The following is a 25,584-nucleotide window of genomic DNA, read 5'->3' on the forward strand; positions in this document are numbered from 1 at the left end:
AAATTCAAAGGAGCATGGCAGCGATGCGGTATCGTCTGATCATTTTTGACTGGGATGGCACGCTCATGGATTCGGCGGATCGAATCGTGGATTGCATGCAGCGTGCCGGCATCGATGTCGGCTGGCCTGAGCTGAGCCGGGAAGCCGTGCGCGATATTATCGGCCTTGGTTTGCCTGAAGCCATTGCCCGCCTGTGCCCGGGGATCGATGCTGATCGAGCCGAACAGCTTCGGCAGCGTTACGCACATCACTTCGTGGCGGCCGAGCGGGAAGGGCCCGCTCTGCCATTTTTTGCCGGCGTGGAAGAGGGCATTTCCCGATTGAGAGCAACGCCCGGTGTAAAGCTTGCCGTCGCCACCGGCAAGAGTCGTCGAGGGCTTGATCGCATTTTTAACGAGCGCAGCTGCGGAGACTGGTTCGATGGCAGTCGCACGGCAGATCTGACGCGCTCAAAGCCTGATCCACTCATGTTGTTCGAACTGCTTGAGACGCTTGATGTCGACCTCGAAGAGGCGGTCATGGTGGGCGACAGTGTTCATGATATGGGCATGGCTCAGGCGCTGGGTATGGATCGGGTGGCCGTCACATGGGGCGTCCACAATGCGCGGCAGCTGGGTGACTTCTCGCCCGTATGCGTGGCGACGGATTTTTACGAACTGATGTCCTGGCTGGCGTCGACAGCCTGCCAGCGTACAAGGGTAGGGATGCATGAGTGATCAAAGGGATCAGTGGACAGAGCGTGACATGACAGAGGAGGGCGTGACGGCTGCAGGCCATGCCCGTGACAGCGATTCTCGCGAAGCGCTGATGGAGCGGTGGCTGCTCGAGATGGTGCGTGAGCAGCGTCGCAGCCGTCGCTGGAAAATCTTCTTTCGCCTTCTGTTCTGGGGTTTCTGGATCGTAGTGGTGGCAGCCGTGGCCTTCATGGTGACAAGCGATCGGGAGTCGCTGGCCGGTAACCGGGTCGGGGTCGTCAGGATTGAGGGGGTCATTGACAGCCGTTCACCGGCCAGTGCCGAAAGGGTCATTCGAGGGCTGGACAATGCCTGGCAGGGCTCCGATACGGCGGTGGTGTTGCAGATCGACAGTCCCGGCGGTTCCCCGGTGCAGTCACAGCGCATTTATGACGAGATTCGCCGTCTTCGCAGTAGCGGCGGCAAGCCCATTATCGCGGTCATCGAAGATATCGGTGCCAGCGGTGCCTACTATATCGCCTCCGCCGCTGACGAGATTTATGCGGCCCCGGCAAGCCTTGTCGGCTCCATTGGCGTGGTCTATTCCGGGTTTGGTCTTGAGGGTGCAATAGAGAAGCTGGGCGTTGAGCGGCGCGTGTTCACGGCAGGCGACAACAAGGACATGCTTGATCCTTTTCAGCCCGTCAGTGAAGAGCAGCGGCGTTTCTGGCAGCACGTGCTTGATCAGACGCACGATCAGTTCATCAATGCCGTCAAGGAGGGGCGCGGGGATCGACTGTCGGATGATCCGTCGCTTTTCTCGGGGCTGGTATGGACCGGTGAGGAGGCCGTCGACAAGGGGCTGACGGATGGTCTCAAAAGCGTTGATGATATTGCGCGCGACATGACCGGCAGTGCCGACACCACGGACTATACCCAGAGCGGTGATCCGCTTGAGCAGATATCACGCCATTTTGGCCGGGTTGCGGCTCAATATCTCGGTATTGACCTTCAGGCTGGAGAGTCGCCGGTTCGTCTGCGCTGATCTGCCGGGCCGGTAGGCGAGCCCGGCGGTATCCGTTGGTCATTGTTCGAGTAGCGGATTGACGCCGGCCTCGCGCAGCAGGCGGCAAAGGGCGATAAGCGGGAGGCCGATCAGGGCACTGGGATCAGTGGTGTCGATGTTATCGAAAAGTGCCATGCCCAGCCTTTCCATATAAAAGCCGCCGGCACTGTCGGTTGCCGGCTCTTTTTTGATGTAGCCCTCGATCTCCTGAGGGCTCAGCGCCCGAATATCGACGCAGGTAAGATCCACGTGGGTAGCGCAGTGGTCACGACGCGTATCCAGCAGTGCAAGGCCCGTCAAAAAATTGACGCGTCGGCCGGAGAATCGTTGCAGCTGCTGACGTGTTTTGTCGATGCTGCCCGGCTTGCCCAGTAGATCGTTATCAAGGCTGGCGACCTGATCGCTGCCGATAATCAGATGCTGTGGATAATGCTCTGCCAGAGCGTACGCCTTTTCGCGCGATAGACGCTCGGCCAGCATCCGCGGCGTCTCGTTATCCCGAGGAGATTCATCGATATCGGGCGAGTGATGATGAAAGGGCAGGCCAAGACGGTCCAGAAGATCGCGCCGCGAAGCGGAGCCGGAGGCAAGAACAAGCAGGGACATCATCTCTCCTGAACATAGTTGCTCGTAAAAGAAGGTAATCAACAAGGTGGTCTTTTTAAGCAGTACGAAATTGCTTTAGAGCTATCATTTGCAACAACTCTTTTGACACCTTCAAAGACAATCCCTATTATTGCGCGCCTATGTCAACCACGCGACTACCCAAAACGGTCGAGCCCTATCGGCTTGCTGCCAGCGGCGAACGTCTGGAAGGGAGAGTTAATCTCTCTGCCATGCCTCGTATCGTCGATGCTATTGGGCGGCAAGAGGTTGAATGTCATGTTGTCATGACATTTGATCGTGATGCACAGCGCCAGCATTATATCGAAGGCTCACTTGTTGCCGATGCCGAAATGCCCTGCCAGCGATGTCTGCAGGCCATGCCGGTCCATCTTGAAAGCACCTTTCTGCTTGGCATGGTGACCAGCGACGAGCGTGCAGCAACGCTGCCGGCAAGCTATGAGCCGGTGCTTGTGGAAGACGAACATCTGGATCTGCTGCCGGTTGTCGAGGACGAACTGCTTCTGACGCTACCGCAGGTGGTCTATCACGATGAAGCGGATTGTGCCGTTTCCCGTGATTTGCTGCAAAGCGGTGACGAAGCCGAGCAAACGCCGGCGCGAGCCGATAACCCGTTCAGTGTGCTTCGTTCCCTGAAGGATCACTGAGTCATTTCTGACGTTACGTTACAACCGGAGACAACCCCATGGCTGTCCAAAAGAATCGCAAGTCTCGTTCCAAGCGCGGTATGCGTCGTGCACATGATGCGCTGACCGCCCCGACGCTTTCCCAGGACAAGGAAACCGGTACTACCCATCTTCGTCACCATGTGGCACCGGATGGCTACTACCGTGGCCGCAAGGTCATTGACGTCGAAGAATAAATGGTTCGGGCGATGCCGCCCTTGCGTATCGCCATCGACGCCATGGGCGGGGATTACGGTCCCCGCGCTACTGTCACCGGAACAGCTCTTGCTCTGGCAGAAAGACCAAATGCCAGCGCCACGCTTTATGGCAGGCATCATCTGATCGATGACGAACTCTCTCGCTTGCCAGCTACTCTTGCTCATGTTCGCGAACGCATCGATTTCGTTGAAGCCGGTGATTGCCTTCCCGTTGACATGACGCCCTCTCGAATTCTGCGCGATGTACCTTCCGGCAGCCTTCATGCCAGCCTTGTCGCCCTGCGTGACGGTGAAGCAAAGGCCTGTGTCAGCGGTGAGCATACCGGTGCCATCATGGCGCTGGCACGACGTCATGTCGGTATGTTGAGCGCTGTTTCACGGCCCGCCATCAGTGCCGCTATCCCAACGGTTTCTCACAGACCCTGTTATATGCTTGATCTTGGCGCCAATGTGGATGCCCGGGCAGAGCATCTCGTGGATTTTGCCTTCATGGGCGCTGCCATGGTCAGGCTGGTGGACAACGTTTCTCTCCCGCGTGTAGGGCTCTTGAATGTGGGTACCGAGAGCAGCAAGGGCGAGCGCCGCGTACGAGAAGCCGATGCAATGCTTCGTGCCAGCGGGTCTTCACATATTGAGTATGTCGGCTACGTAGAAGGGGACGGCCTTTTTATCGGCAATACGGATGTCGCCGTCTGTGATGGCATGGTGGGCAATGTTGCACTCAAAGGCAGCGAAGGACTGGCACGCATGCTGGGCGAGCGTCTGCAGGCCGAATTTCAGACGGGTTGGTATGCCCGTGTCGTGGGGCGGTTGGCAGCCCCTGTATTGCGCCGCTTTCTGCAGGAACTCAATCCGGTGCGATATAATGGCGCCAGTTTTCTGGGACTCAGGGCCACTGTGGTAAAGAGTCATGGCAGTGCACGGGCTGAAGGGTTCGCCTATGCTGTGCGCCGTGCTGTGGATGAAGCAGCAATGAATTTGCCGGACAGACTGATGTCATAAGGTCATTTTCGTATGGCGAAGCCTGAAGCAAGCCTGCATCATGGTTTTTATAATGCTTCGCTTATTCAATCTTCAATGAGTTAGTACAGGTGAATCAGATGAGCAATGCCCTCGCCCTGGTCTTTCCCGGTCAGGGGTCTCAGCAGCTGGGCATGCTGCGAGAGCTCGCCGAGCGCTATAGCGTGGTGCGAACGACCTTCGAGGAAGCTTCCGACGCGCTGGGATATGATCTCTGGCATGTGACCCAGGAAGGCCCCGAGTCAGCGCTCAATGCGACGGCCTGCACGCAGCCGGCGCTGCTGACTGCCAGTGTCGCCATCTGGCGCGTATGGCAGGAGCTTGAAGGGCCGCGCCCGGCAGCCATGGCCGGTCATAGCCTGGGTGAATACAGTGCGTTGGTCTGTGCCGGTGCCATGAGCTTTGCCGATGGTGTTCGCCTGGTGCGTCTGCGCGGCGAAGCCATGCAGGATGCCGTGCCTGCCGGTCAGGGCGGTATGGCCGCCATACTGGGTCTCGATGATGAGGTTGTGGAAGCTGTCTGCGATCAGGCCGCACAGGGCAGTATTGTCTCTGCTGTCAACTACAACTCGCCCGGGCAGGTCGTCATCGCCGGCGAAAAGGCTGCCGTCGAGCGTGCCATTACCCTTTGTCAGGAACGCGGCGCTCGGCGTGCCATGCCGTTACCGGTATCGGTCCCCTCGCACTGTGCGTTGATGAAGCCTGCTGCCGAGCGCCTTGAACAGGCCATGGCCGACATCGATCTTCGCCAGCCGCGCTATCGTGTTATCCAGAATGTGGATGCCGCCTGGCACGATGATCTTGATACCATTAGAGCGTGTCTGGTGCAGCAGCTCTATCGTCCGGTGCTCTGGACGCGCTGCGTGGAAGCGCTGTGTGAGCAGGGCGCCAGCGTCTTTATCGAGTGCGGCCCCGGCAAGGTACTGACCGGACTGAACAAGCGTATCGTACGTCAGAGCCGCGGTCTGGCCGTCAACGACCCCGAGTCGCTATCGGCTGCCATTGAACTGGCCAAAGAAACGCCGAGCAGTCATTAATGGCATGTCGATGCGTAGTACAAGACATCAAGCCCAAAAGGGACAGTAAGCATGAGTGAAGCAAGAGTAGCACTGGTTACCGGTGCAACACGCGGCATTGGTCAGGCCATTGCTCGTGAGCTGGGTCGACAGGGCCATACGGTTATCGGGACGGCCACCAGCGAAGACGGCGCGCGCCGCATCGAGGATGATCTTGCCGCGCATTCGGTTACCGGTGCGGGCATGGTGCTCAACGTGACCGACAGCGAGGCCATCGATCAGGTCATCAAGGAGATTACCGAGCGTTTTGGTGCCCCCCTGATTCTGGTCAACAATGCCGGCATCACTCGTGATAACCTGTTGATGCGAATGAAGGATAATGAATGGGATGAGGTTCTGGATACCAACCTCACCTCGGTCTATCGTGTCTCCAGGGCCTGCATGAAGGCAATGACACGGGCGCGCTTTGGCCGCATCGTCAATATCAGCTCTGTCGTGGCAACGCTGGGCAATGCAGGCCAGAGTAACTATGCTGCGGCAAAGGCCGGTATGGAAGGGTTTACCCGTTCACTGGCGCGCGAGCTTGCCTCGCGCAATGTTACCGTCAACGCGGTGGCACCAGGGTTCATTGCAACCGACATGACCAGTGAGCTGCCAGAGAAACACAAGGAATCATTGCTGAATCAGATCCCGCTGTCGCGTCTGGGGCAACCCGAGGAAATCGCAGCAGCAGCGTGTTTTCTGACCAGTGATGTCGCCGGGTATATCACCGGTGAAACGCTGCATGTCAACGGCGGTATGAACATGCGCTAGAGCCGGCAAAGGACGTTGTTGCGTCCGAGAAAGACGGTCTATAAACTACCGCCAGTTTTGATCTGGCGACTCGTAAACCAGGAGTGATGATAAATGAGTACCATCGAAGAGCGCGTTAAAAAAGTTGTTGCCGAACGTTTGAACGTCAAGGAAGAAGAGATCCAGAACAGCTCTTCCTTCACTGAAGATCTTGGCGCCGACTCGCTCGACACCGTGGAACTGGTAATGGCTCTCGAAGAGGAATTTGATACTGAAATTCCCGACGAAGAAGCTGAAAAGATCACGACCGTGCAGGAAGCGATCGACTACATCGTCGCCCATCAGTAAGTTTTTGGCGCAATCCGGCCCGCAGGGCCAGGGTTGACCTGTAAAGCCGCCCCATTCGGGAGCGGCTTTATTTTTAAATAAAATTGACCGGTAGCCAGCGAAAGCTGCACCGGGCCTTTCAGGCTGAATCATCAAGGTATATCAGTCAGCGACCGAATCGACAGAATCGGTATAATGGCCACGGTATATCATGCAGCAGGCGGTCGGGTATCCAGCAGGAATTCAGTTTCTCGAGCGCACTCATCTGTCTTTTTTGGAGGAAAAACGATGCCTCGCAGAAGGGTCGTGGTGACCGGCATCGGTCTGGTAACACCGGTAGGTAATACTACTGATGCCACCTGGAACAGCATCAAGGCTGGCAAAAGCGGTATCGGATCGATCGAGCACTTTGATGCCAGCGGTCTGAACACCCGCTTCAGCGGCGCCGTAAAGGGATTTGATCCAGCCCCCTGGTTCAATCCGAAGGATGCCAAGAAGATGGATCTTTTCATCCAGTATGGCATCGCGGCTTCCGTGCAGGCTGTTCAGAACTCGGGCATTACCTGTAGTGAAGAGAATGCCCATCGTATCGGGGTTGCCATCGGATCAGGCATTGGCGGGCTGCCGATGATCGAAACCAACCACCAGTCGATGCTTAAGTCGGGGGCACGCCGCATTTCTCCCTTCTTTGTACCGGGCTCGATTATCAACATGATTGCCGGGAACTTGGCCATTCAGTTTGGTTTTCGCGGTCCCAACATCGCCATTACAACGGCCTGCACTTCCGGTACGCACAATATTGGCTACGGCGCGCGAACGATTGCCTATGGCGATGCCGATGTCATGGTGTGCGGCGGTGCCGAAATGGCCAGTACGCCGCTGGGCGTCGGTGGGTTCTCCGCAGCGCGTGCGCTCTCGACCCGCAACGATGACCCGCAGGCGGCCAGTCGTCCCTGGGACCGGGATCGCGATGGTTTTGTGCTCTCCGATGGTGCCGGGATACTGGTGCTGGAAGAGTATGAGCACGCCAGGGCACGTGGCGCCGACATCCTGGCCGAGTGCGCAGGGTTTGGCATGAGCGATGATGCCTGGCACATGACGGCACCCCCCAGTGATGGCGCTGGCGCCGCCCTTGCCATGAGCAACGCCATTCGTGATGCCGGGCTTGATCCTTCCAGCATTGACTACATCAATGCGCATGGTACTTCCACGCAGGTGGGCGATGTTGCAGAAAGTCTTGCCATCGAAAAGGTGCTGGGTTCCTCCGCGCGTGATGTCGCCATCAGTTCGACCAAGTCGATGATCGGACATCTATTGGGAGCTGCCGGCGCTGTCGAAGCGGCCTTCTCCATTCTGGCCCTGCGCGATCAGGTTGCACCGCCGACCATCAATCTGGACAACCCCGATGAGCAGTGCCGTCTGGATTACGTGCCGCATACCGCCCGTGACATGAAGATCGAGCACGCATTGTCGAACTCGTTCGGCTTTGGCGGCACCAACGGTTCGCTGGTGTTCTCGCGTATCTGATGGCGGATGACGTCAACGTGAAGGGCATGGATGAAAGCGATCCGACGATTGCTCTGACGGACCGTGGGCTGGCTTACGGTGACGGTCTTTTTGAAACCGTACTGTTAAGAGACGGCGCTGCCCGGCTTTGGGACGAGCATTGTGAGCGTTTATCGCAGGGCGCGCGCCGGCTGGGCTTCGAGCCTCCGTCGCGGGAATGGCTCGATGCCCTGCCTGAAAGGGCACCTGCCGGTGAGCAGGTGCTCAAGATCATGCTCACCCGTGGCAGCGGTGGACGCGGTTATCGTCCGCCACTGCCGGCCGAGCCTCGCTGCTACTGGCAGTTCATGCCCTTTAGTCCCATGCCTGCGCGCTGGGACAGCGGGGTGAACGTTCGACTCTGCCGGCTGCGTCTCGCGCGTCAGCCTGCACTGGCCGGTATCAAGCATCTCAATCGACTTGAAAATGTGCTGGCCCGCCAGGAGTGGCAGGAGGATGCCATTGCTGAAGGTATTCTGCTCAACGACTGCGATCAGCTCGTTGAGGCGACCGCCATGAATCTCGCCTGGCATGATCAGGGGCAGTGGTGGACGCCGGCACTGACCGAATGTGGCGTAGAAGGTACGCTGCGCCGTGCATTGGTTGAAAGAGGTCATTTGACCGTTACAGAACATGCGCCGCTTTCCAGACTCCTGAATTCACAGACCGCATGTCTTTTTAATTCGGTACAGGGGCTATGGCCGATCGTGACGTGTTGCGATCCGGACAATCAGCATCTGCTCGCGCAGTGGCCAATCGATGAATCCGTGCGCCGTCTCCAGCGTGAAGCACATACCCTGCTGGGCCATGTGTTCAATCTCCCAACTTCCTGATCAGAGTCTCACGTATGCGATGGTTAAAGGGTGTGCTCCTGGTATTGGTTGTCATGGCGGCCGCCATCGGCGGCGGCTGGCTCTGGTGGCAGCACAAGCTGGATGCCCCGATTGCGCTGCAATCGCCTGCCGTTTATGAAGTGCGCGCCGGCATGGGGGCCAGACAGATCATCGAGGAGCTTCACGAGCGTGACATTATCGACGAGCGCTGGCCGTATCAGCTGCTGGGGGTGGTCGACCCGGCGCGCCTGAGAGCACTGCGCGCCGGTGAATTCGAGATTCTCCCGGACATGAACGCGCATGCGCTGCTGGACAAGCTTTCCAGCAATGATGTCGTTCGATACCGTGTGACCATTCCGGAAGGACGCACCTTTACCCAGATGCGCCAGATTCTGAATCAGGCCGAGCCGCTTGAGCACAAGACCCAGGACATGAGCGATGAAGAGGTCATGGCCGCACTCGGAGAGGAAGGTGAGTTCCCCGAAGGCTGGTTCTTCCCGGATACCTATCAGTGGCACAAGGGCGCCACGGATCTCGAGCTGCTCAAGCGTGCCCACGACAGAATGACCGGCACGCTCGATGAGGTCTGGGCCGAGCGTCAGTCTGACCTGCCGATCGATAGCCCCTATGAGGCGCTCATTCTGGCCTCGCTGATCGAGAAGGAAACCGGCGCACCTGCCGAGCGTACTCGAATTGCGGGCGTGTTTGTGCGCCGACTTGAAAAGGGCATGCGCCTTCAGACGGATCCCACCGTGATCTACGGTCTGGGGCAGGCCTATGACGGCTCATTGACGCGTGCCGATCTGACAAAATCTACCCGCTGGAACACCTATGTCATTCATGGGTTGCCGCCCACGCCCATTGCCATGCCCGGACGCGCCTCGCTCGAAGCGGCGGTCAACCCTGCTGAAGGCAACGAGCTCTATTTTGTCTCCAGGGGCAATGGCGAGCATCAATTTTCCGCCACGCTTGAAGAGCACAATGCGGCGGTACGTCGCTATATCCTCAATCGTTGAGAACAGTAATGACCCAGCCAGGCCGCTTTATTACTCTGGAGGGCGGAGAAGGTGCCGGCAAGAGCACCAACCTTTCCTTCGTTCGTGATTATCTTCAAGACCGCGGGATCAGCGTTGTCACTACGCGTGAGCCCGGTGGCACCCCCATGGCAGAACGCATTCGCGCGCTGCTGCTCGCCGGTGACGAGGAAGATCCGCTGGATGATCTGGCGGAGCTGCTGCTGGTGTTTGCTGCCCGCGCCCAGCATCTATCGCAGGTGATTCGCCCCGCGCTGGCCCGGGGAGAGTGGGTGGTCAGTGACCGCTTCACCGATGCCACCTTTGCCTATCAGGGCAGCGCCCGCGGCATCGCCTGTGATCGTATTGCCATGCTTGAGCAGTTTGTCCAGCAGGGGCTTGCACCGGATCTCACCCTCTGGCTGGACATGCCGGTGACCCATGCCGCAGATCGTCTGGCCGCGCGAGGCGGGGAGCGCGACCGCTTTGAACGCGAAAGGGGCGATTTTTTTGAGCGGGTACGACAGGGATATCGTATGCGCGCTGCTCAGGCACCCGAGCGTATTGTCCCTGTCGATGCCTCACAGTCGCTTGAGCAGGTGCAGCACGATATTGGCCGGTTACTCGATCAACAGCTCAGCTCATGGAATTAACCCCCTGGCCCTGGCAAACCGAGATCTGGCAGCGCCTGACGGCGTTGGCGGATGAATCACGCCTGCCCCATGCGCTCATGCTGACCGGTCCTTCGGGGCTGGGAAAGGAGCGGCTGGCGCAGGCATTGATTGCACGCCAGCTCTGTCAGAGGCCTCGGAACACCGCCTGCGGCGAGTGCCATGCCTGCCAGATGCTGATGTCGGGATATCATCCCGATCTTCTGGAGATCCTGCCGGCCGATCGTGGCAAGCAGATTCGTATCGATGCCATCCGCGACATCAATGCCTTTGCCTCCCAGACCGCGCAGCAGGGTGGCTATCGCGTCATTCATCTGGCGCCTGCCGAGGCGATGACCGTGGCGGCGTCCAATGCGCTGCTGAAAAGCCTCGAAGAGCCGGGCAGCGACACGCTGTTTATCCTGCAAAGTGATATTCCCTCTCGTACGTTGCCGACCATTCGCAGTCGTTGTCAGCAGTGGTCGCACCCGCAGCCGGCACGCGAGGAGGCGCTTGCCTGGTTGGCCCGTGAGCTTGAAGACGAGGAGCAGGCGGCATTCTGGTGGCAGGTTGCCGGTGGCCGGCCGCTGCTGGCGCGTGATCTGGCCGCACCCGAGGCCCGTCAGCTGCGCCATGAGTTGCGAGAGCTTTTCGAATCACTGGTGCGCGGCGGCGATCCGGTCGCAGAGGCCGCGCGGCTGGATAAACAGGCGCTGGCCGATATTTTATGGCATGGCGTGCTCTGGCTTGAGGATCTGATTCGCCTGGGAGTGTCCGGTGAGATGGATAGCGTTCGTAATCGGGACCTTTTGCCGCTATACCGGCAGGCCATCAAGAACGGCCGTGCGCGTGACTGGTTCCGGCTGCTGGACTATGCCCACGAGCAGCGGCGACTGCTGGCCGGAGGAGGGAATCCCAACGCTCAGCTGGTGATCGAATCATGGCTGATTCGATGGTCGGCGTTGTTGCGCTCCTGAACTCCAGCGCAACTTCTGTTGCTGTTGGCCGATAAGAGAAACGTCGCTTTCTCATCAGGAGGTTTTCATGAGTGCCGCCCGGGCATTGTCTTTTACGTTCCACGATACTGATGCACTCAAAACCGCATGGATGCCGATTCTTGAACGCGGTGGTCTGTTTGTTCCGACATCGGCGCGTCATCGCCTGGGGCAGCGGGTCTACCTGCTGCTGACGCTGCCTGGTGAACAGGAGCCGCGTCCGGCATCGGGCATCGTTGCCTGGCTATCGCCCTCGGGCATGGCCGGACAGCAGGACGGTGGTGTCGGCGTGCACCTTGATGCAGAAGAGCATGCGCTGCGTGAGCATATTGAGGCACTGCTGGCCTGAAGTGCATTGAAGGCCGGCATGCGGTATCGATGGAATTTTTTTATACCGTTATCTTGTTATCCGCTCAATTTGAAAATACATCTTTCATCCCCCTGAAAGTCGGTGATCTGCGATAATACCCGATCTGTCTATCTACAACCGGGTAAGCTTAATGAGCCAGTTAACCGAGCAATTGTCATGGCCTTCGGTTCTGATCGATTCCCACTGCCATCTTGATCGCCTTGACCCTGAAAGCGGCGATGTGGACGCCGTGCTTGCACGTGCCCGTGATGCGGGTGTGCGCGGCTTTCTGGCGGTCGCCACCAATCTGAAAGGTATGCCGACACTGGCAGAGATCGGGCGTCGCCATGACGATGTCTTTTATGGTGTCGGTGTTCACCCGATGCAGATTCTCGAGAGCGAACCCACGTTTGAAGAAATCAAGGACTGCATTGAGCGATTCGAGCCGGTGGCCGTCGGCGAGATCGGTCTGGATTTTCAGCCGGACGAGCAGGGGGCGCTTCGTGTCCCCAGAGAGACGCAGCTGACCCGCTTTGAACGTCATCTGCAGGCCGCTTTTGAGGCCGAGCTCCCGGTCAGTGTTCATACGCGCGCGGCGCGTGAAGAGACAATGGCGCTTATCGAGCAGCATCTTGACTCAGGCGTGGGCGGGGTACTGCACTGCTTTACCGAAGATCTGGATATGGCGCGTCGGGCCGTTGCCCATGGCTTCATGATTTCCCTGTCCGGTATCGTCACCTTTGCCAGCGCCGAGAACGTGCGCGCGCTGGCCCGGGCGTTGCCGCTTGATCGACTGCTGCTGGAAACCGACAGTCCGTGGCTGTCACCGGTGCCTTACAGAGGTCGCCCCAACGAGCCGGCGCGTGTGCTGGAAGTGGCTCGTGTCATTGCTCGTGAGCGCAATATTAGCCTTGATGAGGTAGCCATGCAGACCACGGCCAATTTCCACCGTCTGTTTCGCCGGGCCACACCCGTACACGACGCCGCTGCACACTTTGCGACTGCCTGAGGAGCCTGCGATGTCACTGGAGAGACTGCTGACGGTTCAAACCGATGATCAGCCGCTGCCGCTGGAACGCTGGAATCCGGCGCTGTCAGGCGAACTGGACATATTGGTGGATCGTTGGGGAGCCTGGTGGCATGAGGGCGCGGCGGTTGAGCATCCACGCGTACTGCGGGCCCTGTCACGGCTTCTGCGGCGTGAAAAGGATGGACACTATTATCTGGTCACGCCGGTCGAGAAATGGCGAATCCGTGTCGAGGATTATCCGCTTTTGATCGTGGACGCCGCCTGTCAGAAGATGCCCGGGGGGGATTCCTGCTGGGTGCTGACCACGCAGACCGGAGAGCACGCCACGTTGAATGGCGACTGTTGTCTGGTAACAGATGAGGACACGGAGATACCACGGGTCAACCTGCGTCATGGTCTTTCGGCACGGCTGTCACGCCAGTGCTGGTATCACCTGGTCGAGCAGGCCGAGTGTGTCGAGGATGATCAGGGTCGCCTGCATATGGGGCTTCACAGTGGTGGTCACTGGCATGCGCTGGGCGCGCCGATGGATGCCGACGATATTCAAACACCGCCATCATGACGCTTACTGAGCAGCAGCAGGCCGTGGTTCACCATGGCGAGGGGCATGCGCGAGTGTTTGCCGTGGCCGGTGCCGGCAAGACATCGACCATGGTGGCCCGCGTGCTTCATCTCATGGCCGTGGGCACGCCGCCTGATCGCATCCTGATCCTGATGTTCAATCGCGCCGCGCGCGAGGATTTCGCGGCGCGCCTTGGCATGCTGGCCCCCGCGGGGAGCCGGCTGCCGCAGGTACGCACCTTTCATTCCATCGGTCATCGTCTGGGGCAGAGTCTGGTGCGCTGGGGCGCGCTGCCGCCGCGTCGGCTGATCGAGGGGGAGTGGCAGCGTGAACGCCTAGCCCGTCAGGTGCTGCAACAGCTGCTCGTCGATCAGCCCGCCCAGCTGGCACTGGCGCTGGAAGAAGAGCGTATCGAGGCGCTGCTACAGTTCTGCGATCTGGTGAAATCGGAGTGCCTGCCGCCTGCCAGACTCCATGAGCGCGGCGACTACGGCGCGGATACCGAGCACTTTGTGCCGGCCTTTCTGGAGATGGAGCGCCAGATGCATGCGCAGGGGGTCATGACCTATGCCGACCTGCTCTATCGCCCGTTACGGGCACTGATCCGCGATGACGCGTCGCGCGAACGCATTCAGGGACGTCTTGATCACATCATTGTCGATGAGTACCAGGACATCAACGAGGTGCAGCTGCGTCTGCTGTCGATGCTGGCGGGTCACAGCGCCAGCGTCATGGCCGTGGGGGATGCCAACCAGTGTATCTATGAGTGGCGCGGGGCGCGCCCGGATGCCATGAATGCCCGCTTTGGCGAGCTTTTCGGTGCGCCGACCGACTACCCTCTGAGCTGGACCTTTCGTCACGGCCACGCCGTCTCGCTGATGGCCAATCATGTGATTCGCGCCAACAAGGGCGCTGCCGATCAGCTCACGCTGTCGGCGCCGGGCAACCCCGAGACACGGGTGGAACATGACATCGACGGCACGCGCCTGGTGAGACTGCTGGGAGAGTGGCAGGCTCAGGGGCGCGATCTAAAGGCATGTGCGGTGCTGGTGCGTAGCTGGGCGCTCAGTGTCCCCGTGCAGCTTCGTCTTTTGCGGGAAAACATTCCCTTCCAGCTGGGGCAACAGGAGCGCTTTGTCTTTCGCCTGCCGCTGGTCAGGGCGCTGGCGGGTTATCTGGAGCTGACCCGGCGTCCAGAGCTTTTAAACGACAGCGATCATCTTTTGATGCTTTACAGCCAGCCCAGTGCCTTCGTCAGTCAGGAACGCCTGGGCCCCCTGACGGCGGAGCTGGCACGTACCGGCCGCTGGCCCGAGCAGCACATTGTGCTGGACGGTCTGAAATCCTTTCAGCGCCGGCACCTCAAAAAACGCTGGGCGCTACTGCAGAAGCTGCCCACCATGCGGGATCAGGCCCCGGCCGATGTGCTCTCCCATGTGGTCGACACGCTGGAGGCCGAAAAGCTTCTGCGCCGCGCCGCTGCCCGGCGTGACAAGGGCGAGGAGGATATCCGCCTGCTGGATGTCCTGATCGAGCAGGCCGGCGAGCTTGCCGACGATCCGGATGCCTTCATTGCGCTGCTCAAGGACCCGGTTGTCAGTCAGGAGCAGGGCGTGTTGCTCTCTACCATTCATGGCGCCAAGGGGCTTGAATGGCCGATGGTGGTGCTGGCGGGTCTCAACGAAGAGGATTTCCCCCTGTACTCCAGAGACAATCCGCTTACACCCCAGGCGCTGGAAGAGGAGCGGCGGCTGTTTTATGTCGGCATTACCCGCGCACGCGAGCGGCTGCTGTTGCTCTCCGACCCGGCACCGCATCGCACCAGCCGGTTTGTCGAGGAAGCCGCCTGGGAAGACAGTATTAAAATCACGCGCGCCATCGCGGCAGATCATGATGCCACCCCCGGCGTACGCGACCCGGCACTGGTCAACCGCTATCTTGAAGGTATCGGTGCTGATGCCTCGCTTCGTGTCTGTGCCGGCGGCAAAACGCCGGCAGTGCTGTCCCGGGCCAATGACTGGCAGCCCGGCGAGCAGGTGCGTCACGCCGTATTCGGGGAGGGGCGCATCGAGCTGGTCGAAGGCGACCGTGAGCGCTGCGTGCTGGAAGTCATGTTTCATCGGGCCGGTCGTCGCCGGCTCATCGCTTCACGCGCGCCAATCGAGCGCGTCAGTTAAATCCAGGGAGTTTTCATGACCACTGCACTGACAGATGTCACAACACTGCTGATGTGGCAGCGCCATAGCGTACCACTGGTGATTCTTGACTGTCGGGCGCGCCTGGATGACGCCCAGGCGGCCACGCGACTCTATCAGGAAGGGCACCTGCCCGGCGCGCTGCTGGCCGATATGGATCAGGATCTCTCGGCGCCGCCGGGTGGGGCAAAGGGCGGGCGCCATCCGCTGCCGGCGCCCGACACCTGGCAGAAGACCCTGCAGAGCTGGGGCATCACGCCCGACACCCGGGTGGTCGTCTATGACGATCTGGGCGGGCAGCTGGCCGCGGCGCGTGCCTGGTGGATGCTGCACTGGGCCGGTCACGACAACGCGTTCGTCCTCAACGGCGGCATTCAGGTGTGGCAGGCCGTTGGCGGGGCGCTGGAGCACGATACTCCCGAGTCGCCATCCCCCAGTGACTGGCAGTGTGATTTCCAGCACCAGATGGTGGCCAGTGCCGATGATGTGGCCGGCGGTGATGCCCTGCTGCTGGATGCCAGACCGCCCGCGCGCTATCGCGGTGAGAGTGAGCCGATCGATCAGGTCGCAGGTCACATTCCCGGCGCCGTTAACGTGCCGGGATCCGCGCTGCTGGATAACAGCAACTGTCTGTCAGAAAGTGAGGCGCTTGAACAGCTGATACCGGCCACCGGGCAGTCGAGTATTGCCTACTGTGGTTCCGGCATCTCCGCCTGCATGATCGTTCTGGCGCATGCGGCACTGGGCAGGCTGCTGCCACGGCTCTATCCGGGGTCATGGAGTGAGTGGAGCCGGGACCCGGCGCGTCCGGTGGCAACCGACACCAGTGCCCCAACGGCCTGATCAACGGGCGAGTGGAAACGAAAAGGGCCCCGTTGGGTTGCACATCGGGGCCCTTTTGCGTATCTGACTACCTGCACGCTACCTGTCTACATGTTGGGGTAACCCGGGCCGTTGCCGCCTTCCGGCGTGACCCAGCGAATATTCTGGGAGGGGTCCTTGATATCGCAGGTCTTGCAGTGAATGCAGTTCTGGAAGTTGATCTGGAAGTGCGGCGCCCCCTCGCTGTCTTCAACCACCTCATAGACGCCTACGGGGCAGTAGCGCTGTGCCGGCTCGTCATAGCGGGGCAGGTTGACGTTGATGGGGGTGCTGGCATCACGCAGTTTCAGGTGACAGGGCTGATCCTCCTCATGATGGGTATTGGAGAGATACACCGAGGAGGGCTTGTCAAAGGAGAGCACGCCATCGGGGCGCGGGTAGTCAATTTTCGTTGACGCCTGCGCTGTCTTGAGGCGCGCATGATCCGCGACGTTGTCATGCAGGACGGGCAGCGGTAGACGCAGCTTCTGCTCCAGAAAATTCCATGCCCCACCCATGACCATGCCGAAGCGGTGCATCGCCGGGCCAAAGTTGCGGTGCCGGGCAAGCGCCTCATGGGCCCAGCTGTTTTCAAAGCGTGTTTTGAATCTGGTGAGGGTCTTGCCGCCTTCATCGCCACCTGCAAGTGCTTCCACCACGCTTTCGGCTGCCAGCATGCCGGACTTCATGGCCATGTGAAGGCCCTTGATGCGGGCAAAATCCAGCGTGCCGGCATCGCAGCCGATCAAGAGACCACCGGGGAAGACCATCTCCGGCAGGCTGTTGAGACCGCCCTTGGTAATGGCCCGTGCACCAAAGGCGATACGGGTGCCGCCCTTGAGATGACGCGCCACCTCGGGGTGATGCTTCATGCGCTGGAATTCATCAAACGGGGAGAGCCACGGGTTGTCGTAGGCCAGATCCACGATCAACCCCACCATGACCTGGCGGTCGCTGCCGTGATACAGATAGCTGCCGCCGTGCGCCTCGGACAACAGCGGCCAGCCGGCGGTGTGGACCACCAGCCCCGGCTCGTGCTGTTCGGCGGGGACTTCCCAGAGCTCCTTGAAGCCAATGGCATAGTGCTGTTCGTCACGCCCGGCGGCCAGGTTGTAGTGCCTGATCAATTCCTGACCCAGATGGCCGCGGGCGCCTTCGGCAAAGAGGGTATAGCGCCCGTAAAGGGCAATGCCGGGCTCATGAGCGGGTTTGGGATTGCCCTCATGATCCAGCCCCATATCACCGGTGATCACGCCGGTAATCTCGCCGCGCTCGCCAAACATCAACGACTGGGCGGCAAAGCCCGGGAAAATGTCGACGCCCAGCGCTTCGGCCTGCTCGGCCAGCCAGCGACACAGATCGCCGGCGCTGATCAGGTAGCTGCCGTCATTGAGCATGGACGGCGGTATCAGAGCATCCGGGAAGCGCACGGCGCGCTCGCTGTCGCGCAGAAACAGGATCTCGTCGCGTTGCGCCGGGGTATGCAGCGGCGCCCCGCGGTCTTTCCAGTCAGGGAAGAGCTCATCAAGTGCCTGTGGGTCAAAAGCGGCGCCCGAGAGAATGTGGGCGCCCACCTCTGCACCCTTTTCCAGCACACAGACGCTAAGCTCATGCGCCTGGCGCTGGGCTTCCTGCATCAGGCGACAGGCAGCGGAAAGCCCGGCGACGCCGGCACCCACGATAACCACATCAAACGACATGGACTCTCTGTCCATTGCGCAACTCCTTGTGCGTGATTCGATCCCCCATCCTGATGACGTCTGGCGTGTTACACTAACGCTTTTGGATAGCAATGATTCTCAGCCGCTTCTGGAAGCAGCCTCGGGGGACTCAAAGATGCCTGATTATCGCATCAAGTCATGGCCCAGCCCAATCTGAAGCCCTTTTTCAGGATGGATTTGTTGTCCTGAGGCGTCTCAATCCCCATGTAGGCTGACAATTGATGTGCAAAAAACGCCCAGGAGCACCCTGTCCGTTGCTGCCGGGCGGTAACGCTTACGAATTTCGAGATATCTGACACCACGAGGAAGGCATGAAAGTACTCGTCGCCATCAAGCGCGTGATTGATCACAACGTCAGGGTGCGCCTCAGGGAAGACCACAGCGATGTGGACCTGACGCACGCCAAAATGGCCATGAACCCGTTTTGTGAAATCGCGCTCGAAGAAGCCGTTCGCCTGAAGGAGCAGGGCATTGCCGATGAGGTAGTGGCCGTCTCCATCGGTGACAAGAGTGTGCAGGAGCAGCTGCGCACGGCCATGGCGCTGGGCGCTGACCGTGCCCTGCACGTGAGCTGTGATACCCCGGTCGACTCCTTGGGTGCGGCCCGGGTGCTGGCAGAGGTGGTCAAGCGTGAAAGCCCCGGACTGGTACTGCTGGGCAAGCAGTCGATCGACAGCGACAGCAGCCAGACCGGCCCCATGCTGGCGGCGCTGACGCAGATGCCCCAGGCCACCTTTGCCTCGAAAATCACCATCGACGGTGAGCGTCTGGAGGTCACCCGGGAAATCGATGGGGGGCTTGAAACCCTGTCCATGTCGCTGCCGGCGGTGGTCACCACCGATCTGCGCCTCAACGAGCCGCGTTATGCCAAGCTGCCTGCCATCATGAAGGCCAAGAAACGCCCCATTGAAAGTCTGGATATGAATATGCTGGGTATCGACGCAACACCTCGTCAGGAGCTGCTTCGGGTTGATATCCCGAGAGAGCGCCAGGCAGGGGTACGCGTGGATTCCGTGGATGAATTGATTGATCGACTCAAGAACGAAGCGAAGGTGATCTGATGAGCGACGCACGTATTCTGGTCATCGCCGAACAGGAAAAGGGCCATCTTTCCAGTGCCACGACACGCGTCATGGATGCTGCCGCTCGGCTGGGGGGCAGCGTCGATGTGCTGGTGGCAGGCAGCCAGTCTTCCCAGGCCGCGCAGCACGCCGCTCGCCTGACCGGCGTTAATAGCGTGATCAGCGTGGAAGACGGCGCCTTTGATCACATGCTGGCGGAAAACATGAGCGCGCTGATCAAATCGCTGGCAGAGCCCTACACCCATCTGCTGTGCGCCTCGACCACCAGCGGGCGCAACGTCATGCCACGTGTGGCAGCGCTTCTGGGTGTCGGGCAGATATCCGATGTCATCGCGATTGAATCGGCTGACACCTTCGTGCGCCCCATCTATGCCGGCAGTGTGCTGGCCACGGTGCGCAGTCGGGATGCCAAAAAGGTCATCACCATTCGGCCGACGGCCTTTGAGCCGGTGGGCGAGCAGAGCGCGGCCAGCGTTTCAAGCGCTGACAGCACCGGCGAGCAGGGGCTGGTGACCTTCGTTGATGAGCAGCTGGCCGGCGGCGAACGCCCGGAGCTTGGCGGTGCGCGTGTAATCATCTCCGGCGGACGGGGCCTTGGCAGCGCCGAGAACTTCCGTTTGATCGAAGGGGTGGCCGACCGCCTCGGAGCGGCCGTGGGCGCCTCGCGTGCTGCCGTGGATGCCGGCTATGTCCCCAATGACCTTCAGGTCGGTCAGACCGGCAAGATGGTGGCGCCGGAGCTGTATATCGCCGCCGGCATTTCCGGTGCGGTACAGCACCTTGCCGGCATGAAGGACTCGAAGGTGATCGTGGCCATCAACTCCGATGAAGAGGCACCGATCTTTCAGGTGGCCGACTACGGCCTGGTCGCGGATCTGTTTCAGGCGCTGCCGGAGCTTGAACGCAAGCTTTGACCCGTCTTGCCAATATCTTTATAAGCCGGCCCCATGCCGGCTTTTTTGTGGAAAACGACTGCCTTCAGGGGAAAGCAGTTCCGTTTTGGCGATGTTAGCGATGATCATTTGATAATTGTTCTTGTTTCTATTAAGTTGCCTCGGGTATCCGACAGCACGCGCTCGGGTTGCCCCCACGTTTACCGTACGCCTCTTCCTGGAGAACCATGTGAGGACCCACCGTCGTAATTGTTGCCTCAGAGGCGCTGCCTTTTCCCTGTTGACGATAATGGCATTACCGGCGCTGGCAGAGGCGTCGTCGCTTCGTGATGAGACCGCTCAGCAGCAACAGCAGCAGCAGGCCATTCAGACCCGTATCGATCAGGCGGATGACGAGACTCGCGAGCTTTTGACCCGCCTGCGTGATGCGCAGTCGTCGGCGCAGCGCCTTGAGCGCTATAACGATCAGTTCTCCTCGACACTGGAGGAGCAGCAGCAGCGTATCGATCGTCAGCAGCATGCACTCGAGACACTGGACGACACTCGTGACGCCTTGCCTGATACGCTGCAGGACATGCTTGATCGCCTGCGTGCACTGGTCGAAGCTGATGTTCCCTTCCACCAGACAGAGCGCATGGCCCGCCTTGACGGTCTTGAGAGAACGCTTGCCGACCCCTCCGTTTCTGAAGAGCAACGCATGGAGCAACTGCTCTCCGTCTGGCGGGCAGAGCTTGATTATGGGCGCAGCATGGACAGCTGGCGCGGACAGCTGACTCAGGGCGATCAACAGCGCGACGTTCAGTTCCTGCGTATGGGGCGCATCGGTTTTTACTACCTCACACCGGACGGTGAGCAGGGCGGTGTCTGGAAAAACAGCGATCATCAGTGGCATCCCCTGGACAGCGCCCAGCGCACCGTGATCAATCGCGGCATTCGCATCACCAACGATCAGCGCGCGCCGGAGTTGTTGTCATTGCCACTGTCCATCGAACTGGACAATGCGTCATCCGAATCCGCGCCGCAGGGGGCATCCTCATGAAGGTGGTAAAGCATATGATCGGGCCCATGGCTGGTGCTGCACTGGCCCTGATGATTGGGGTGTCCCTGCCGGCCGCCGCTGCGCAACAGTCGGCGCCTTCGCTTGATGACATTGTTCAGAACTATCAGCAGGACTCGGCAGAGGCGCGTCAGCGCGACATGTCGCGTCTGGAGAATCTGCTGGATGATCGCGGGCAGCTGGAACAGGCCGTGGCAGAGGCCGAAGCTCGCCAGCAACAGGCTCAGGCGCGTCGCGACAGTCTCGACAGCACACGTCAGCGTCAGGAAGCCGCCATTGCCGAGATCAACGAGCGCCGAAACGCCGAAGGCGATGATCTCCAGCCCATGTTTGATCATCTGCGCCGCGAAATCGACGACACCCGTGACAGCCTGCACAACAGCTGGCTGATGCTGGGCAGTGATATCACTCTGCCGGCACTGGAAGAGGACAGCATTGCTTCTACCGATGATCTCGAGCAGTACGCACAGTCCATGAGTCAGCTGATCGCGCGCAGTGCCCGTGGCGAGCATCTTCAACTGCCGGTGGCCGGGCAGAACGGCAACATCACCGAGCGTGATGTGGTACGTCTGGGTGGCATGAGCGCCTTCAGCGAAGGCGATCTGCTGCGCGCGCCCGTAGAGGATCGACCGCTGGCCGTGGCGGCGCATACGCCGAGCGGTGTTTCAAGCGAGCTTGAAGCACTGGCCCGGGGTGAAGGCGATACTATGGCGCTGGACCCGACCGATGGCGAAGTGCTTGAAGCGCTGGCCCAGCAGCCATCACTGATTGAGCGTATCCAGCAGGGCGGGGTGATCGGCTATATCACGCTGGCACTGGGCGCAGTGGGGCTGCTGATCGCCTTGGCCCAGTTTTTCTGGCTGGCGCTGGTCAGTGCTCGCACTCGCCGTCAGACGCAACGGTTCGAGGACCTTCGTGACGACAACCCGCTGGGACGCGTGCTCAAGCGCTTCGGGCAGCAGCAGCGCTATCACGAGCCCGAAGTGCTCGAGGCCCGCATGGATGAGATGCTGCTGGCCGAGCAACCGGGGCTGGAGCGCGGCCAGGCGGCCGTTAAGGTGATTGCTGCCATCGCCCCTTTGATGGGGCTTCTGGGCACGGTGACCGGCATGATCGGCACCTTCCAGGCCATTACGGTATTCGGCAGCGGCGATCCCAAGATGATGGCCGGCGGCATCAGCCAGGCACTGGTGACCACCGTGCTGGGTCTGGTCGTGGCCATTCCGCTGCTGTTTGCCAACACCGCGCTTAATAGCCGCAGCCGCAGCCTGATGAACCTGCTGGAGCGCCAGGCCAGTGCTCATCTGGCCGATCGTCTGGACGAGCAGCAGAGTGGGCTTGAAACGGATACCCGCCTGCATGGAAGTGCATCATGATCGAGGCGCTGGTACATCCCCTTGAGCGGCTGGCCAGCGCCGGCGGGCCCGTGCTGGTAATCATTGCCCTGGTCGCCGTACTGCTGTTCATGCTGTCGCTTGAGCGGTTGATCTACTGGCAGTGGCGTTACCGGCGCCAGCGTCAGGCGCTGATCGCCCGGTGGCAAAAACGCCACGAGCACGTCAGCTGGAGCGCACGAACCCTGCGTGAGTGCTGGTGTGGCGAGCTGATCAGCGCGCTGCGGGCTTCGCTGCCGTGGCTGAAACTGCTGGTGGCCCTGTGCCCGCTGTTGGGGCTGGTCGGTACCGTCACCGGCATGATCCAGGTGTTCGATACGCTGGCCATCACCGGCGTGGGACAGGCGCGCAGCATGTCGGATGGTGTGGCACGCGCCACGCTGCCCACGCTTGCCGGCATGGCAGTGGCCGTGGTGGGCATCCTCTTTACCAGTCGGTTTGAACATATTGTGCGGCGTGAGGATCAGCATCTTCACGATCGGCTGACCCGAGCCACGGAGATCGATCATGCGTAGACGGCGAACTCGCATGGAAGAAGAGACCACCGGGGTCGATCTGACACCGATGCTGGATGTGGTCTTCATCATGCTGATCTTTTTTATCGTGACCACCAGTTTTGTGCGTGAAAGCGGTGTGGAGATCGAGCGTCCCGAGTCCAGTGAAGCCACTCAGCGCAACGATACACAGGTGCTGGTCGCGATCACCTCTGAAGGGGCTGTGTGGGTGGACGGCCAGGCCGTTGACAGCAACGCCGTAGGCGATCGCGTGCGTGAGGCGCTCTCCGGCAGTGACGGTAATGTTGTCATTCAGGCCGACCGCGCCTCACAGACCGGGCTTTTGATCGAAACCATGGACCGTATCCGCCAGGCGGGTGTCGAGAACGTGGCGGTAGCGGCCTCACGAGGAGAGAGCTGATGCGTCAGGCGCTTGCGCTTCTGGGCGCGCTGGCCCTTGCACTGCTGCTGTTCTGGGGGCTGGCTATGATGGTGGCGCCGCCCGAGCCGCGTGAAACGCCGCAGGAAACCATGGCCATGGCAGTCGTCGATGATGTGGCGGCGCCTGCTCAGGCACCTGAAGCCTCGACCGACATCGCCGCGGCGGCGCCGCCTCCGCCACCACCGGCCGCGCCGGCGCGGCCGGCACCGGCGCCTCAGCCTGCACAGGATGTACAAAGCGATATCGAGCTGCAGACACAGGAGGTCAGCGAGCCTCAGGCGCCGGATGTTGAGATGAACGACAATCTGCCGGAGCTGGAGGTGGAACAGCCCGAGCCGCAGCCCGAACCAGAACCTGAGCCCGAGCCACGGCCGACGCCCACGCCGCCGCAGGAGCAGCGCACACCCACGCCATCGTCACAGGGGACGCAGCAGAGCGAGCAGCAGGGCGAACGCAGTGGTGGTACGCCGGAGGGTGCGCCTGCAGCCCAGGGGGGCGGCACGGTACAGGCCCAGCCCACCAATCAGGTGCAGCCGGAATACCCCATGCGGGCAAGACGCCGCGGTGAGGAGGGCTTTGTCGAGATGAGCTTTTTGATCAACCCCAACGGCAGTGTTGATGCAGGCTCCATTGAAGTGACGCAATCCGAGCCCGGCGGCGTGTTCGACAGTGCTGCCCGTGATGCCATCGAGCAGTGGCAGTTTCCGCCACGTGATGCGCCGGCCCGTACGCGCCAGCGGCTGGTCTTCAAGCTGAGGTAATGCCATGTTTCGTCACTATCTGGTTCGCCATCTGAATCGCCGCCCAAAACCGTTGAAAACGCTGATGGCGATGGGGGTCGGTCTGGTTATGCTGCTGGGCGGCGAGCAGCGTGCCACGGCCGCCGGCCCGGCGCTTTCCCAGCAGAGCATTGATCGGCTGCAGGGCCTTGAGCGTAAGCTCTCGGCCGGGCATTACCAGCAGGTTGTGGATACGGCGCGCTCCCGGGCCGCCAGTGCCGGCAGCAGTCAGGCAGACCAGTGGGCCCGGGCGCTGTATCTGCAGGTGGCCGCCAGTGCCGCCCAGCGTCTGGACCAGCCCGGGTGCGCCGCCGATCTGCTCTATCAGGCACGCGGCATCGATACGGCACCGCTGTCACAGCGGCTGCAATGGCTTGAACAGGAGGCGAGGCTGCGCCTGCGTGCCGGGCAGCTCGAGCAGGCGGCGACGCTCTTTGATCGCTGGCAGGGTCAGGCATCGCTTACATCCGACGATCTCTGGCTGGGGGCACGTCTTCATGCCCGCCTTGAGCAGTGGGATGACGCCCTTCGCTGGGTCAGTCTGGCACGCGACAAGGAATCAGCACCGGACAACGAGCAGCTGGCTTTGGCGGCAAGTGTGTATCAGCAGGCCGGCCAGTACGGTGAGGCGTCCAGCGTGGTCGAGGCGCAGCTCGAGCAGGAGGACAGCGATCCGCAACGCTGGCAGCAGGCGGCCGCACTTTATCAGCGCATCGGGCAGCCGGGGCGCGCGGCCGCGTTGTGGGAGGCCGGCTGGCAGCGGGGCATTCTGAAGGGCGAGGAGGCGCTGCTGACGCGCGCAAGGCTGCATATGGCGGGTGGTACGCCGGCGCGTGCCGCCGAGATGCTCTCGCAGGCGCTCGATAACGGTGAACTCGAGGACAGCAATGATCATCGCCGTCTGCTGGCGCGGGCCTGGGCACAGGCCCGCGATCATCAACAGGCGTTGCAGGCCTGGCAGGCCGTGGCCGAGCGCACCGAGGATGCGCATGACTGGTACATGCTGGGCGATCTGGCCTATGGCTGGGGCGTCTGGGCGCAGGCAGAGCAGGGGTTTGCCAATGCGCGTGCCAGAGGTGGGGATAATCCCGGACAGCTCTTGCTGATGGAAGGCGTTGCGGCCTATGAGCAGGGCCGCCTCGAACAGGCCGAGGAGGTCTTTCGTCAGGCCGAGAAGTTTGGTGACAGTGCCGACCAGGCCAATCAGTGGCTGGCGCTGATCGATAACGACCGCGGCCAGCCCGATCTGTCCTCGTAAGCTTTAATGCGCTGAAGGCCATCTGGCCC

The 25,584-nt window shown here is 60.8% G+C and carries 28 protein-coding genes; 26 read left to right on the forward strand and 2 right to left on the reverse strand.

Going from position 1 to position 25,584, the window contains the following annotated elements; translation table 11 throughout:
- Nucleotides 1-23 precede the first annotated feature (23 nt).
- Nucleotides 24-716 (forward strand): HAD family hydrolase, encoded by a 693-nt coding sequence (locus C8D72_RS03640; protein ID WP_115853017.1) that lies wholly within the window; start codon nt 24-26, stop codon nt 714-716.
- A complete protein-coding gene (sppA, locus tag C8D72_RS03645; protein WP_115853018.1) occupies nt 709-1,719 on the forward strand; it encodes a signal peptide peptidase SppA in 1,011 nt (336 codons plus the stop codon). Before C8D72_RS03640 ends, sppA begins: the two co-directional genes overlap by 8 nt.
- Before the next feature lie 39 nt (nt 1,720-1,758).
- Here the strand turns inward: sppA and C8D72_RS03650 are convergent, their stop codons facing one another.
- Nucleotides 1,759-2,346 (reverse strand): Maf family protein, encoded by a 588-nt coding sequence (locus tag C8D72_RS03650; protein WP_115853019.1) that lies wholly within the window; start codon nt 2,344-2,346, stop codon nt 1,759-1,761.
- A gap of 284 nt (nt 2,347-2,630) precedes the next feature.
- Between C8D72_RS03650 and C8D72_RS03655 the strand changes: the two genes are divergently transcribed.
- The 16 genes from C8D72_RS03655 to C8D72_RS03730 all read left to right on the forward strand — a co-directional run bounded on the left by C8D72_RS03655 (nt 2,631) and on the right by C8D72_RS03730 (nt 16,417).
- Entirely contained in the window at nt 2,631-3,011 is a 381-nt protein-coding gene (locus C8D72_RS03655; protein WP_342768059.1) for a YceD family protein, read from the forward strand.
- Between the two features lie 38 nt (nt 3,012-3,049).
- Nucleotides 3,050-3,226: a 50S ribosomal protein L32 gene (gene rpmF / locus C8D72_RS03660; protein WP_115853021.1), complete on the forward strand. Its 177-nt coding sequence runs from the start codon at nt 3,050-3,052 to the stop codon at nt 3,224-3,226.
- 12 nt (nt 3,227-3,238) lie between these two features.
- Nucleotides 3,239-4,249 carry a phosphate acyltransferase PlsX gene (gene plsX / locus C8D72_RS03665; RefSeq protein ID WP_115853022.1) on the forward strand — a complete coding sequence of 337 codons (1,011 nt, stop codon included), beginning with the start codon at nt 3,239-3,241 and terminating at the stop codon, nt 4,247-4,249.
- A gap of 98 nt (nt 4,250-4,347) precedes the next feature.
- Nucleotides 4,348-5,304 carry an ACP S-malonyltransferase gene (gene fabD, locus C8D72_RS03670; protein WP_115853607.1) on the forward strand — a complete coding sequence of 319 codons (957 nt, stop codon included), beginning with the start codon at nt 4,348-4,350 and terminating at the stop codon, nt 5,302-5,304.
- A 51-nt stretch (nt 5,305-5,355) separates the two neighbouring features.
- Nucleotides 5,356-6,096 carry a 3-oxoacyl-ACP reductase FabG gene (gene fabG, locus C8D72_RS03675; protein WP_115853023.1) on the forward strand — a complete coding sequence of 247 codons (741 nt, stop codon included), beginning with the start codon at nt 5,356-5,358 and terminating at the stop codon, nt 6,094-6,096.
- A 93-nt stretch (nt 6,097-6,189) separates the two neighbouring features.
- The gene (gene acpP / locus C8D72_RS03680) at nt 6,190-6,423 is read left to right on the forward strand and encodes an acyl carrier protein (protein ID WP_019951639.1); all 234 of its coding nucleotides are present in this window, start codon (nt 6,190-6,192) and stop codon (nt 6,421-6,423) included.
- Nucleotides 6,424-6,690: 267 nt separating this feature from the next.
- A complete protein-coding gene (gene fabF, locus C8D72_RS03685) occupies nt 6,691-7,929 on the forward strand; it encodes a beta-ketoacyl-ACP synthase II (protein WP_115853024.1) in 1,239 nt (412 codons plus the stop codon).
- A gap of 26 nt (nt 7,930-7,955) precedes the next feature.
- Nucleotides 7,956-8,780 carry an aminodeoxychorismate lyase gene (gene pabC / locus C8D72_RS03690; RefSeq protein WP_115853608.1) on the forward strand — a complete coding sequence of 275 codons (825 nt, stop codon included), beginning with the start codon at nt 7,956-7,958 and terminating at the stop codon, nt 8,778-8,780.
- A 14-nt stretch (nt 8,781-8,794) separates the two neighbouring features.
- Nucleotides 8,795-9,796 (forward strand): endolytic transglycosylase MltG, encoded by a 1,002-nt coding sequence (gene mltG / locus C8D72_RS03695; protein WP_115853025.1) that lies wholly within the window; start codon nt 8,795-8,797, stop codon nt 9,794-9,796.
- A gap of 8 nt (nt 9,797-9,804) precedes the next feature.
- Nucleotides 9,805-10,446 carry a dTMP kinase gene (gene tmk, locus C8D72_RS03700; protein WP_115853026.1) on the forward strand — a complete coding sequence of 214 codons (642 nt, stop codon included), beginning with the start codon at nt 9,805-9,807 and terminating at the stop codon, nt 10,444-10,446.
- Nucleotides 10,437-11,420, forward strand: a complete 984-nt coding sequence (locus tag C8D72_RS03705) for a DNA polymerase III subunit delta' (RefSeq protein ID WP_115853027.1) — start codon at nt 10,437-10,439, stop codon at nt 11,418-11,420. The genes tmk and C8D72_RS03705 overlap by 10 nt, the downstream gene beginning before the upstream one ends.
- Nucleotides 11,421-11,487: 67 nt before the next feature.
- Nucleotides 11,488-11,787, forward strand: coding sequence for a PilZ domain-containing protein (locus tag C8D72_RS03710; RefSeq protein WP_115853028.1), 300 nt, complete (start codon nt 11,488-11,490; stop codon nt 11,785-11,787).
- A 151-nt stretch (nt 11,788-11,938) separates the two neighbouring features.
- A complete protein-coding gene (locus C8D72_RS03715) occupies nt 11,939-12,796 on the forward strand; it encodes a TatD family hydrolase (protein WP_115853029.1) in 858 nt (285 codons plus the stop codon).
- 10 nt (nt 12,797-12,806) lie between these two features.
- Nucleotides 12,807-13,379 (forward strand): DUF1285 domain-containing protein, encoded by a 573-nt coding sequence (locus C8D72_RS03720; RefSeq protein WP_115853030.1) that lies wholly within the window; start codon nt 12,807-12,809, stop codon nt 13,377-13,379.
- Nucleotides 13,376-15,556, forward strand: coding sequence for an ATP-dependent helicase (locus C8D72_RS03725; protein WP_115853031.1), 2,181 nt, complete (start codon nt 13,376-13,378; stop codon nt 15,554-15,556). Before C8D72_RS03720 ends, C8D72_RS03725 begins: the two co-directional genes overlap by 4 nt.
- Nucleotides 15,557-15,571: 15 nt before the next feature.
- Nucleotides 15,572-16,417: a sulfurtransferase gene (locus C8D72_RS03730; RefSeq protein ID WP_115853032.1), complete on the forward strand. Its 846-nt coding sequence runs from the start codon at nt 15,572-15,574 to the stop codon at nt 16,415-16,417.
- Nucleotides 16,418-16,503: 86 nt separating this feature from the next.
- On the opposite strand, the gene C8D72_RS03735 is transcribed toward C8D72_RS03730, so the two are convergent.
- On the reverse strand, nt 16,504-18,150 hold the full coding sequence (locus C8D72_RS03735) for an electron transfer flavoprotein-ubiquinone oxidoreductase (protein WP_115853033.1): 1,647 nt from the start codon (nt 18,148-18,150) through the stop codon (nt 16,504-16,506).
- A gap of 317 nt (nt 18,151-18,467) precedes the next feature.
- Here C8D72_RS03735 and C8D72_RS03740 point away from each other — a divergent pair, with 317 nt between their 5' ends.
- The 8 genes from C8D72_RS03740 (at nt 18,468) to C8D72_RS03775 (ending at nt 25,555) form a co-directional block, all read left to right on the forward strand.
- The gene (locus C8D72_RS03740) at nt 18,468-19,217 is read left to right on the forward strand and encodes an electron transfer flavoprotein subunit beta/FixA family protein (protein ID WP_115853034.1); all 750 of its coding nucleotides are present in this window, start codon (nt 18,468-18,470) and stop codon (nt 19,215-19,217) included.
- Nucleotides 19,217-20,152, forward strand: coding sequence for an electron transfer flavoprotein subunit alpha/FixB family protein (locus tag C8D72_RS03745; protein WP_115853035.1), 936 nt, complete (start codon nt 19,217-19,219; stop codon nt 20,150-20,152). The genes C8D72_RS03740 and C8D72_RS03745 overlap by 1 nt, the downstream gene beginning before the upstream one ends.
- Nucleotides 20,153-20,420: 268 nt before the next feature.
- Complete coding sequence (locus tag C8D72_RS03750) at nt 20,421-21,170, forward strand: DUF3450 domain-containing protein (protein WP_115853036.1); 750 nt, start codon at nt 20,421-20,423, stop codon at nt 21,168-21,170.
- 14 nt (nt 21,171-21,184) lie between these two features.
- Complete coding sequence (locus C8D72_RS03755) at nt 21,185-22,564, forward strand: MotA/TolQ/ExbB proton channel family protein (protein WP_245955135.1); 1,380 nt, start codon at nt 21,185-21,187, stop codon at nt 22,562-22,564.
- Entirely contained in the window at nt 22,561-23,097 is a 537-nt protein-coding gene (locus C8D72_RS03760; protein WP_115853038.1) for a MotA/TolQ/ExbB proton channel family protein, read from the forward strand. The genes C8D72_RS03755 and C8D72_RS03760 overlap by 4 nt, the downstream gene beginning before the upstream one ends.
- Complete coding sequence (locus C8D72_RS03765) at nt 23,090-23,497, forward strand: ExbD/TolR family protein (protein ID WP_115853039.1); 408 nt, start codon at nt 23,090-23,092, stop codon at nt 23,495-23,497. The genes C8D72_RS03760 and C8D72_RS03765 overlap by 8 nt, the downstream gene beginning before the upstream one ends.
- Nucleotides 23,497-24,279, forward strand: a complete 783-nt coding sequence (locus C8D72_RS03770; protein ID WP_115853040.1) for an energy transducer TonB — start codon at nt 23,497-23,499, stop codon at nt 24,277-24,279. The genes C8D72_RS03765 and C8D72_RS03770 overlap by 1 nt, the downstream gene beginning before the upstream one ends.
- Before the next feature lie 4 nt (nt 24,280-24,283).
- Nucleotides 24,284-25,555, forward strand: coding sequence for a tetratricopeptide repeat protein (locus tag C8D72_RS03775; protein ID WP_115853041.1), 1,272 nt, complete (start codon nt 24,284-24,286; stop codon nt 25,553-25,555).
- Nucleotides 25,556-25,584: the final 29 nt, after the last annotated feature.

Source organism: Kushneria indalinina DSM 14324 (assembly GCF_003385845.1).
GTDB classification, from domain to species: Bacteria; Pseudomonadota; Gammaproteobacteria; order Pseudomonadales; family Halomonadaceae; genus Kushneria; species Kushneria indalinina.

Bases quoted from the DNA above. Each gene is read 5' to 3' on its own strand.
- C8D72_RS03640 (WP_115853017.1), top strand. From the start codon at position 24: ATGCGGTATCGTCTGATCATTTTTGACTGGGATGGCACGCTCATGGAT.
- sppA (WP_115853018.1), top strand. From the start codon at position 709: ATGAGTGATCAAAGGGATCAGTGGACAGAGCGTGACATGACAGAGGAG.
- C8D72_RS03650 (WP_115853019.1), bottom strand. From the start codon at position 2,346: ATGTCCCTGCTTGTTCTTGCCTCCGGCTCCGCTTCGCGGCGCGATCTT.
- C8D72_RS03655 (WP_342768059.1), top strand. From the start codon at position 2,631: ATGACATTTGATCGTGATGCACAGCGCCAGCATTATATCGAAGGCTCA.
- rpmF (WP_115853021.1), top strand. From the start codon at position 3,050: ATGGCTGTCCAAAAGAATCGCAAGTCTCGTTCCAAGCGCGGTATGCGT.
- plsX (WP_115853022.1), top strand. From the start codon at position 3,239: ATGCCGCCCTTGCGTATCGCCATCGACGCCATGGGCGGGGATTACGGT.
- fabD (WP_115853607.1), top strand. From the start codon at position 4,348: ATGAGCAATGCCCTCGCCCTGGTCTTTCCCGGTCAGGGGTCTCAGCAG.
- fabG (WP_115853023.1), top strand. From the start codon at position 5,356: ATGAGTGAAGCAAGAGTAGCACTGGTTACCGGTGCAACACGCGGCATT.
- acpP (WP_019951639.1), top strand. From the start codon at position 6,190: ATGAGTACCATCGAAGAGCGCGTTAAAAAAGTTGTTGCCGAACGTTTG.
- fabF (WP_115853024.1), top strand. From the start codon at position 6,691: ATGCCTCGCAGAAGGGTCGTGGTGACCGGCATCGGTCTGGTAACACCG.
- pabC (WP_115853608.1), top strand. From the start codon at position 7,956: ATGGATGAAAGCGATCCGACGATTGCTCTGACGGACCGTGGGCTGGCT.
- mltG (WP_115853025.1), top strand. From the start codon at position 8,795: ATGCGATGGTTAAAGGGTGTGCTCCTGGTATTGGTTGTCATGGCGGCC.
- tmk (WP_115853026.1), top strand. From the start codon at position 9,805: ATGACCCAGCCAGGCCGCTTTATTACTCTGGAGGGCGGAGAAGGTGCC.
- C8D72_RS03705 (WP_115853027.1), top strand. From the start codon at position 10,437: ATGGAATTAACCCCCTGGCCCTGGCAAACCGAGATCTGGCAGCGCCTG.
- C8D72_RS03710 (WP_115853028.1), top strand. From the start codon at position 11,488: ATGAGTGCCGCCCGGGCATTGTCTTTTACGTTCCACGATACTGATGCA.
- C8D72_RS03715 (WP_115853029.1), top strand. From the start codon at position 11,939: ATGAGCCAGTTAACCGAGCAATTGTCATGGCCTTCGGTTCTGATCGAT.
- C8D72_RS03720 (WP_115853030.1), top strand. From the start codon at position 12,807: ATGTCACTGGAGAGACTGCTGACGGTTCAAACCGATGATCAGCCGCTG.
- C8D72_RS03725 (WP_115853031.1), top strand. From the start codon at position 13,376: ATGACGCTTACTGAGCAGCAGCAGGCCGTGGTTCACCATGGCGAGGGG.
- C8D72_RS03730 (WP_115853032.1), top strand. From the start codon at position 15,572: ATGACCACTGCACTGACAGATGTCACAACACTGCTGATGTGGCAGCGC.
- C8D72_RS03735 (WP_115853033.1), bottom strand. From the start codon at position 18,150: ATGGACAGAGAGTCCATGTCGTTTGATGTGGTTATCGTGGGTGCCGGC.
- C8D72_RS03740 (WP_115853034.1), top strand. From the start codon at position 18,468: ATGAAAGTACTCGTCGCCATCAAGCGCGTGATTGATCACAACGTCAGG.
- C8D72_RS03745 (WP_115853035.1), top strand. From the start codon at position 19,217: ATGAGCGACGCACGTATTCTGGTCATCGCCGAACAGGAAAAGGGCCAT.
- C8D72_RS03750 (WP_115853036.1), top strand. From the start codon at position 20,421: ATGGCATTACCGGCGCTGGCAGAGGCGTCGTCGCTTCGTGATGAGACC.
- C8D72_RS03755 (WP_245955135.1), top strand. From the start codon at position 21,185: ATGATCGGGCCCATGGCTGGTGCTGCACTGGCCCTGATGATTGGGGTG.
- C8D72_RS03760 (WP_115853038.1), top strand. From the start codon at position 22,561: ATGATCGAGGCGCTGGTACATCCCCTTGAGCGGCTGGCCAGCGCCGGC.
- C8D72_RS03765 (WP_115853039.1), top strand. From the start codon at position 23,090: ATGCGTAGACGGCGAACTCGCATGGAAGAAGAGACCACCGGGGTCGAT.
- C8D72_RS03770 (WP_115853040.1), top strand. From the start codon at position 23,497: ATGCGTCAGGCGCTTGCGCTTCTGGGCGCGCTGGCCCTTGCACTGCTG.
- C8D72_RS03775 (WP_115853041.1), top strand. From the start codon at position 24,284: ATGTTTCGTCACTATCTGGTTCGCCATCTGAATCGCCGCCCAAAACCG.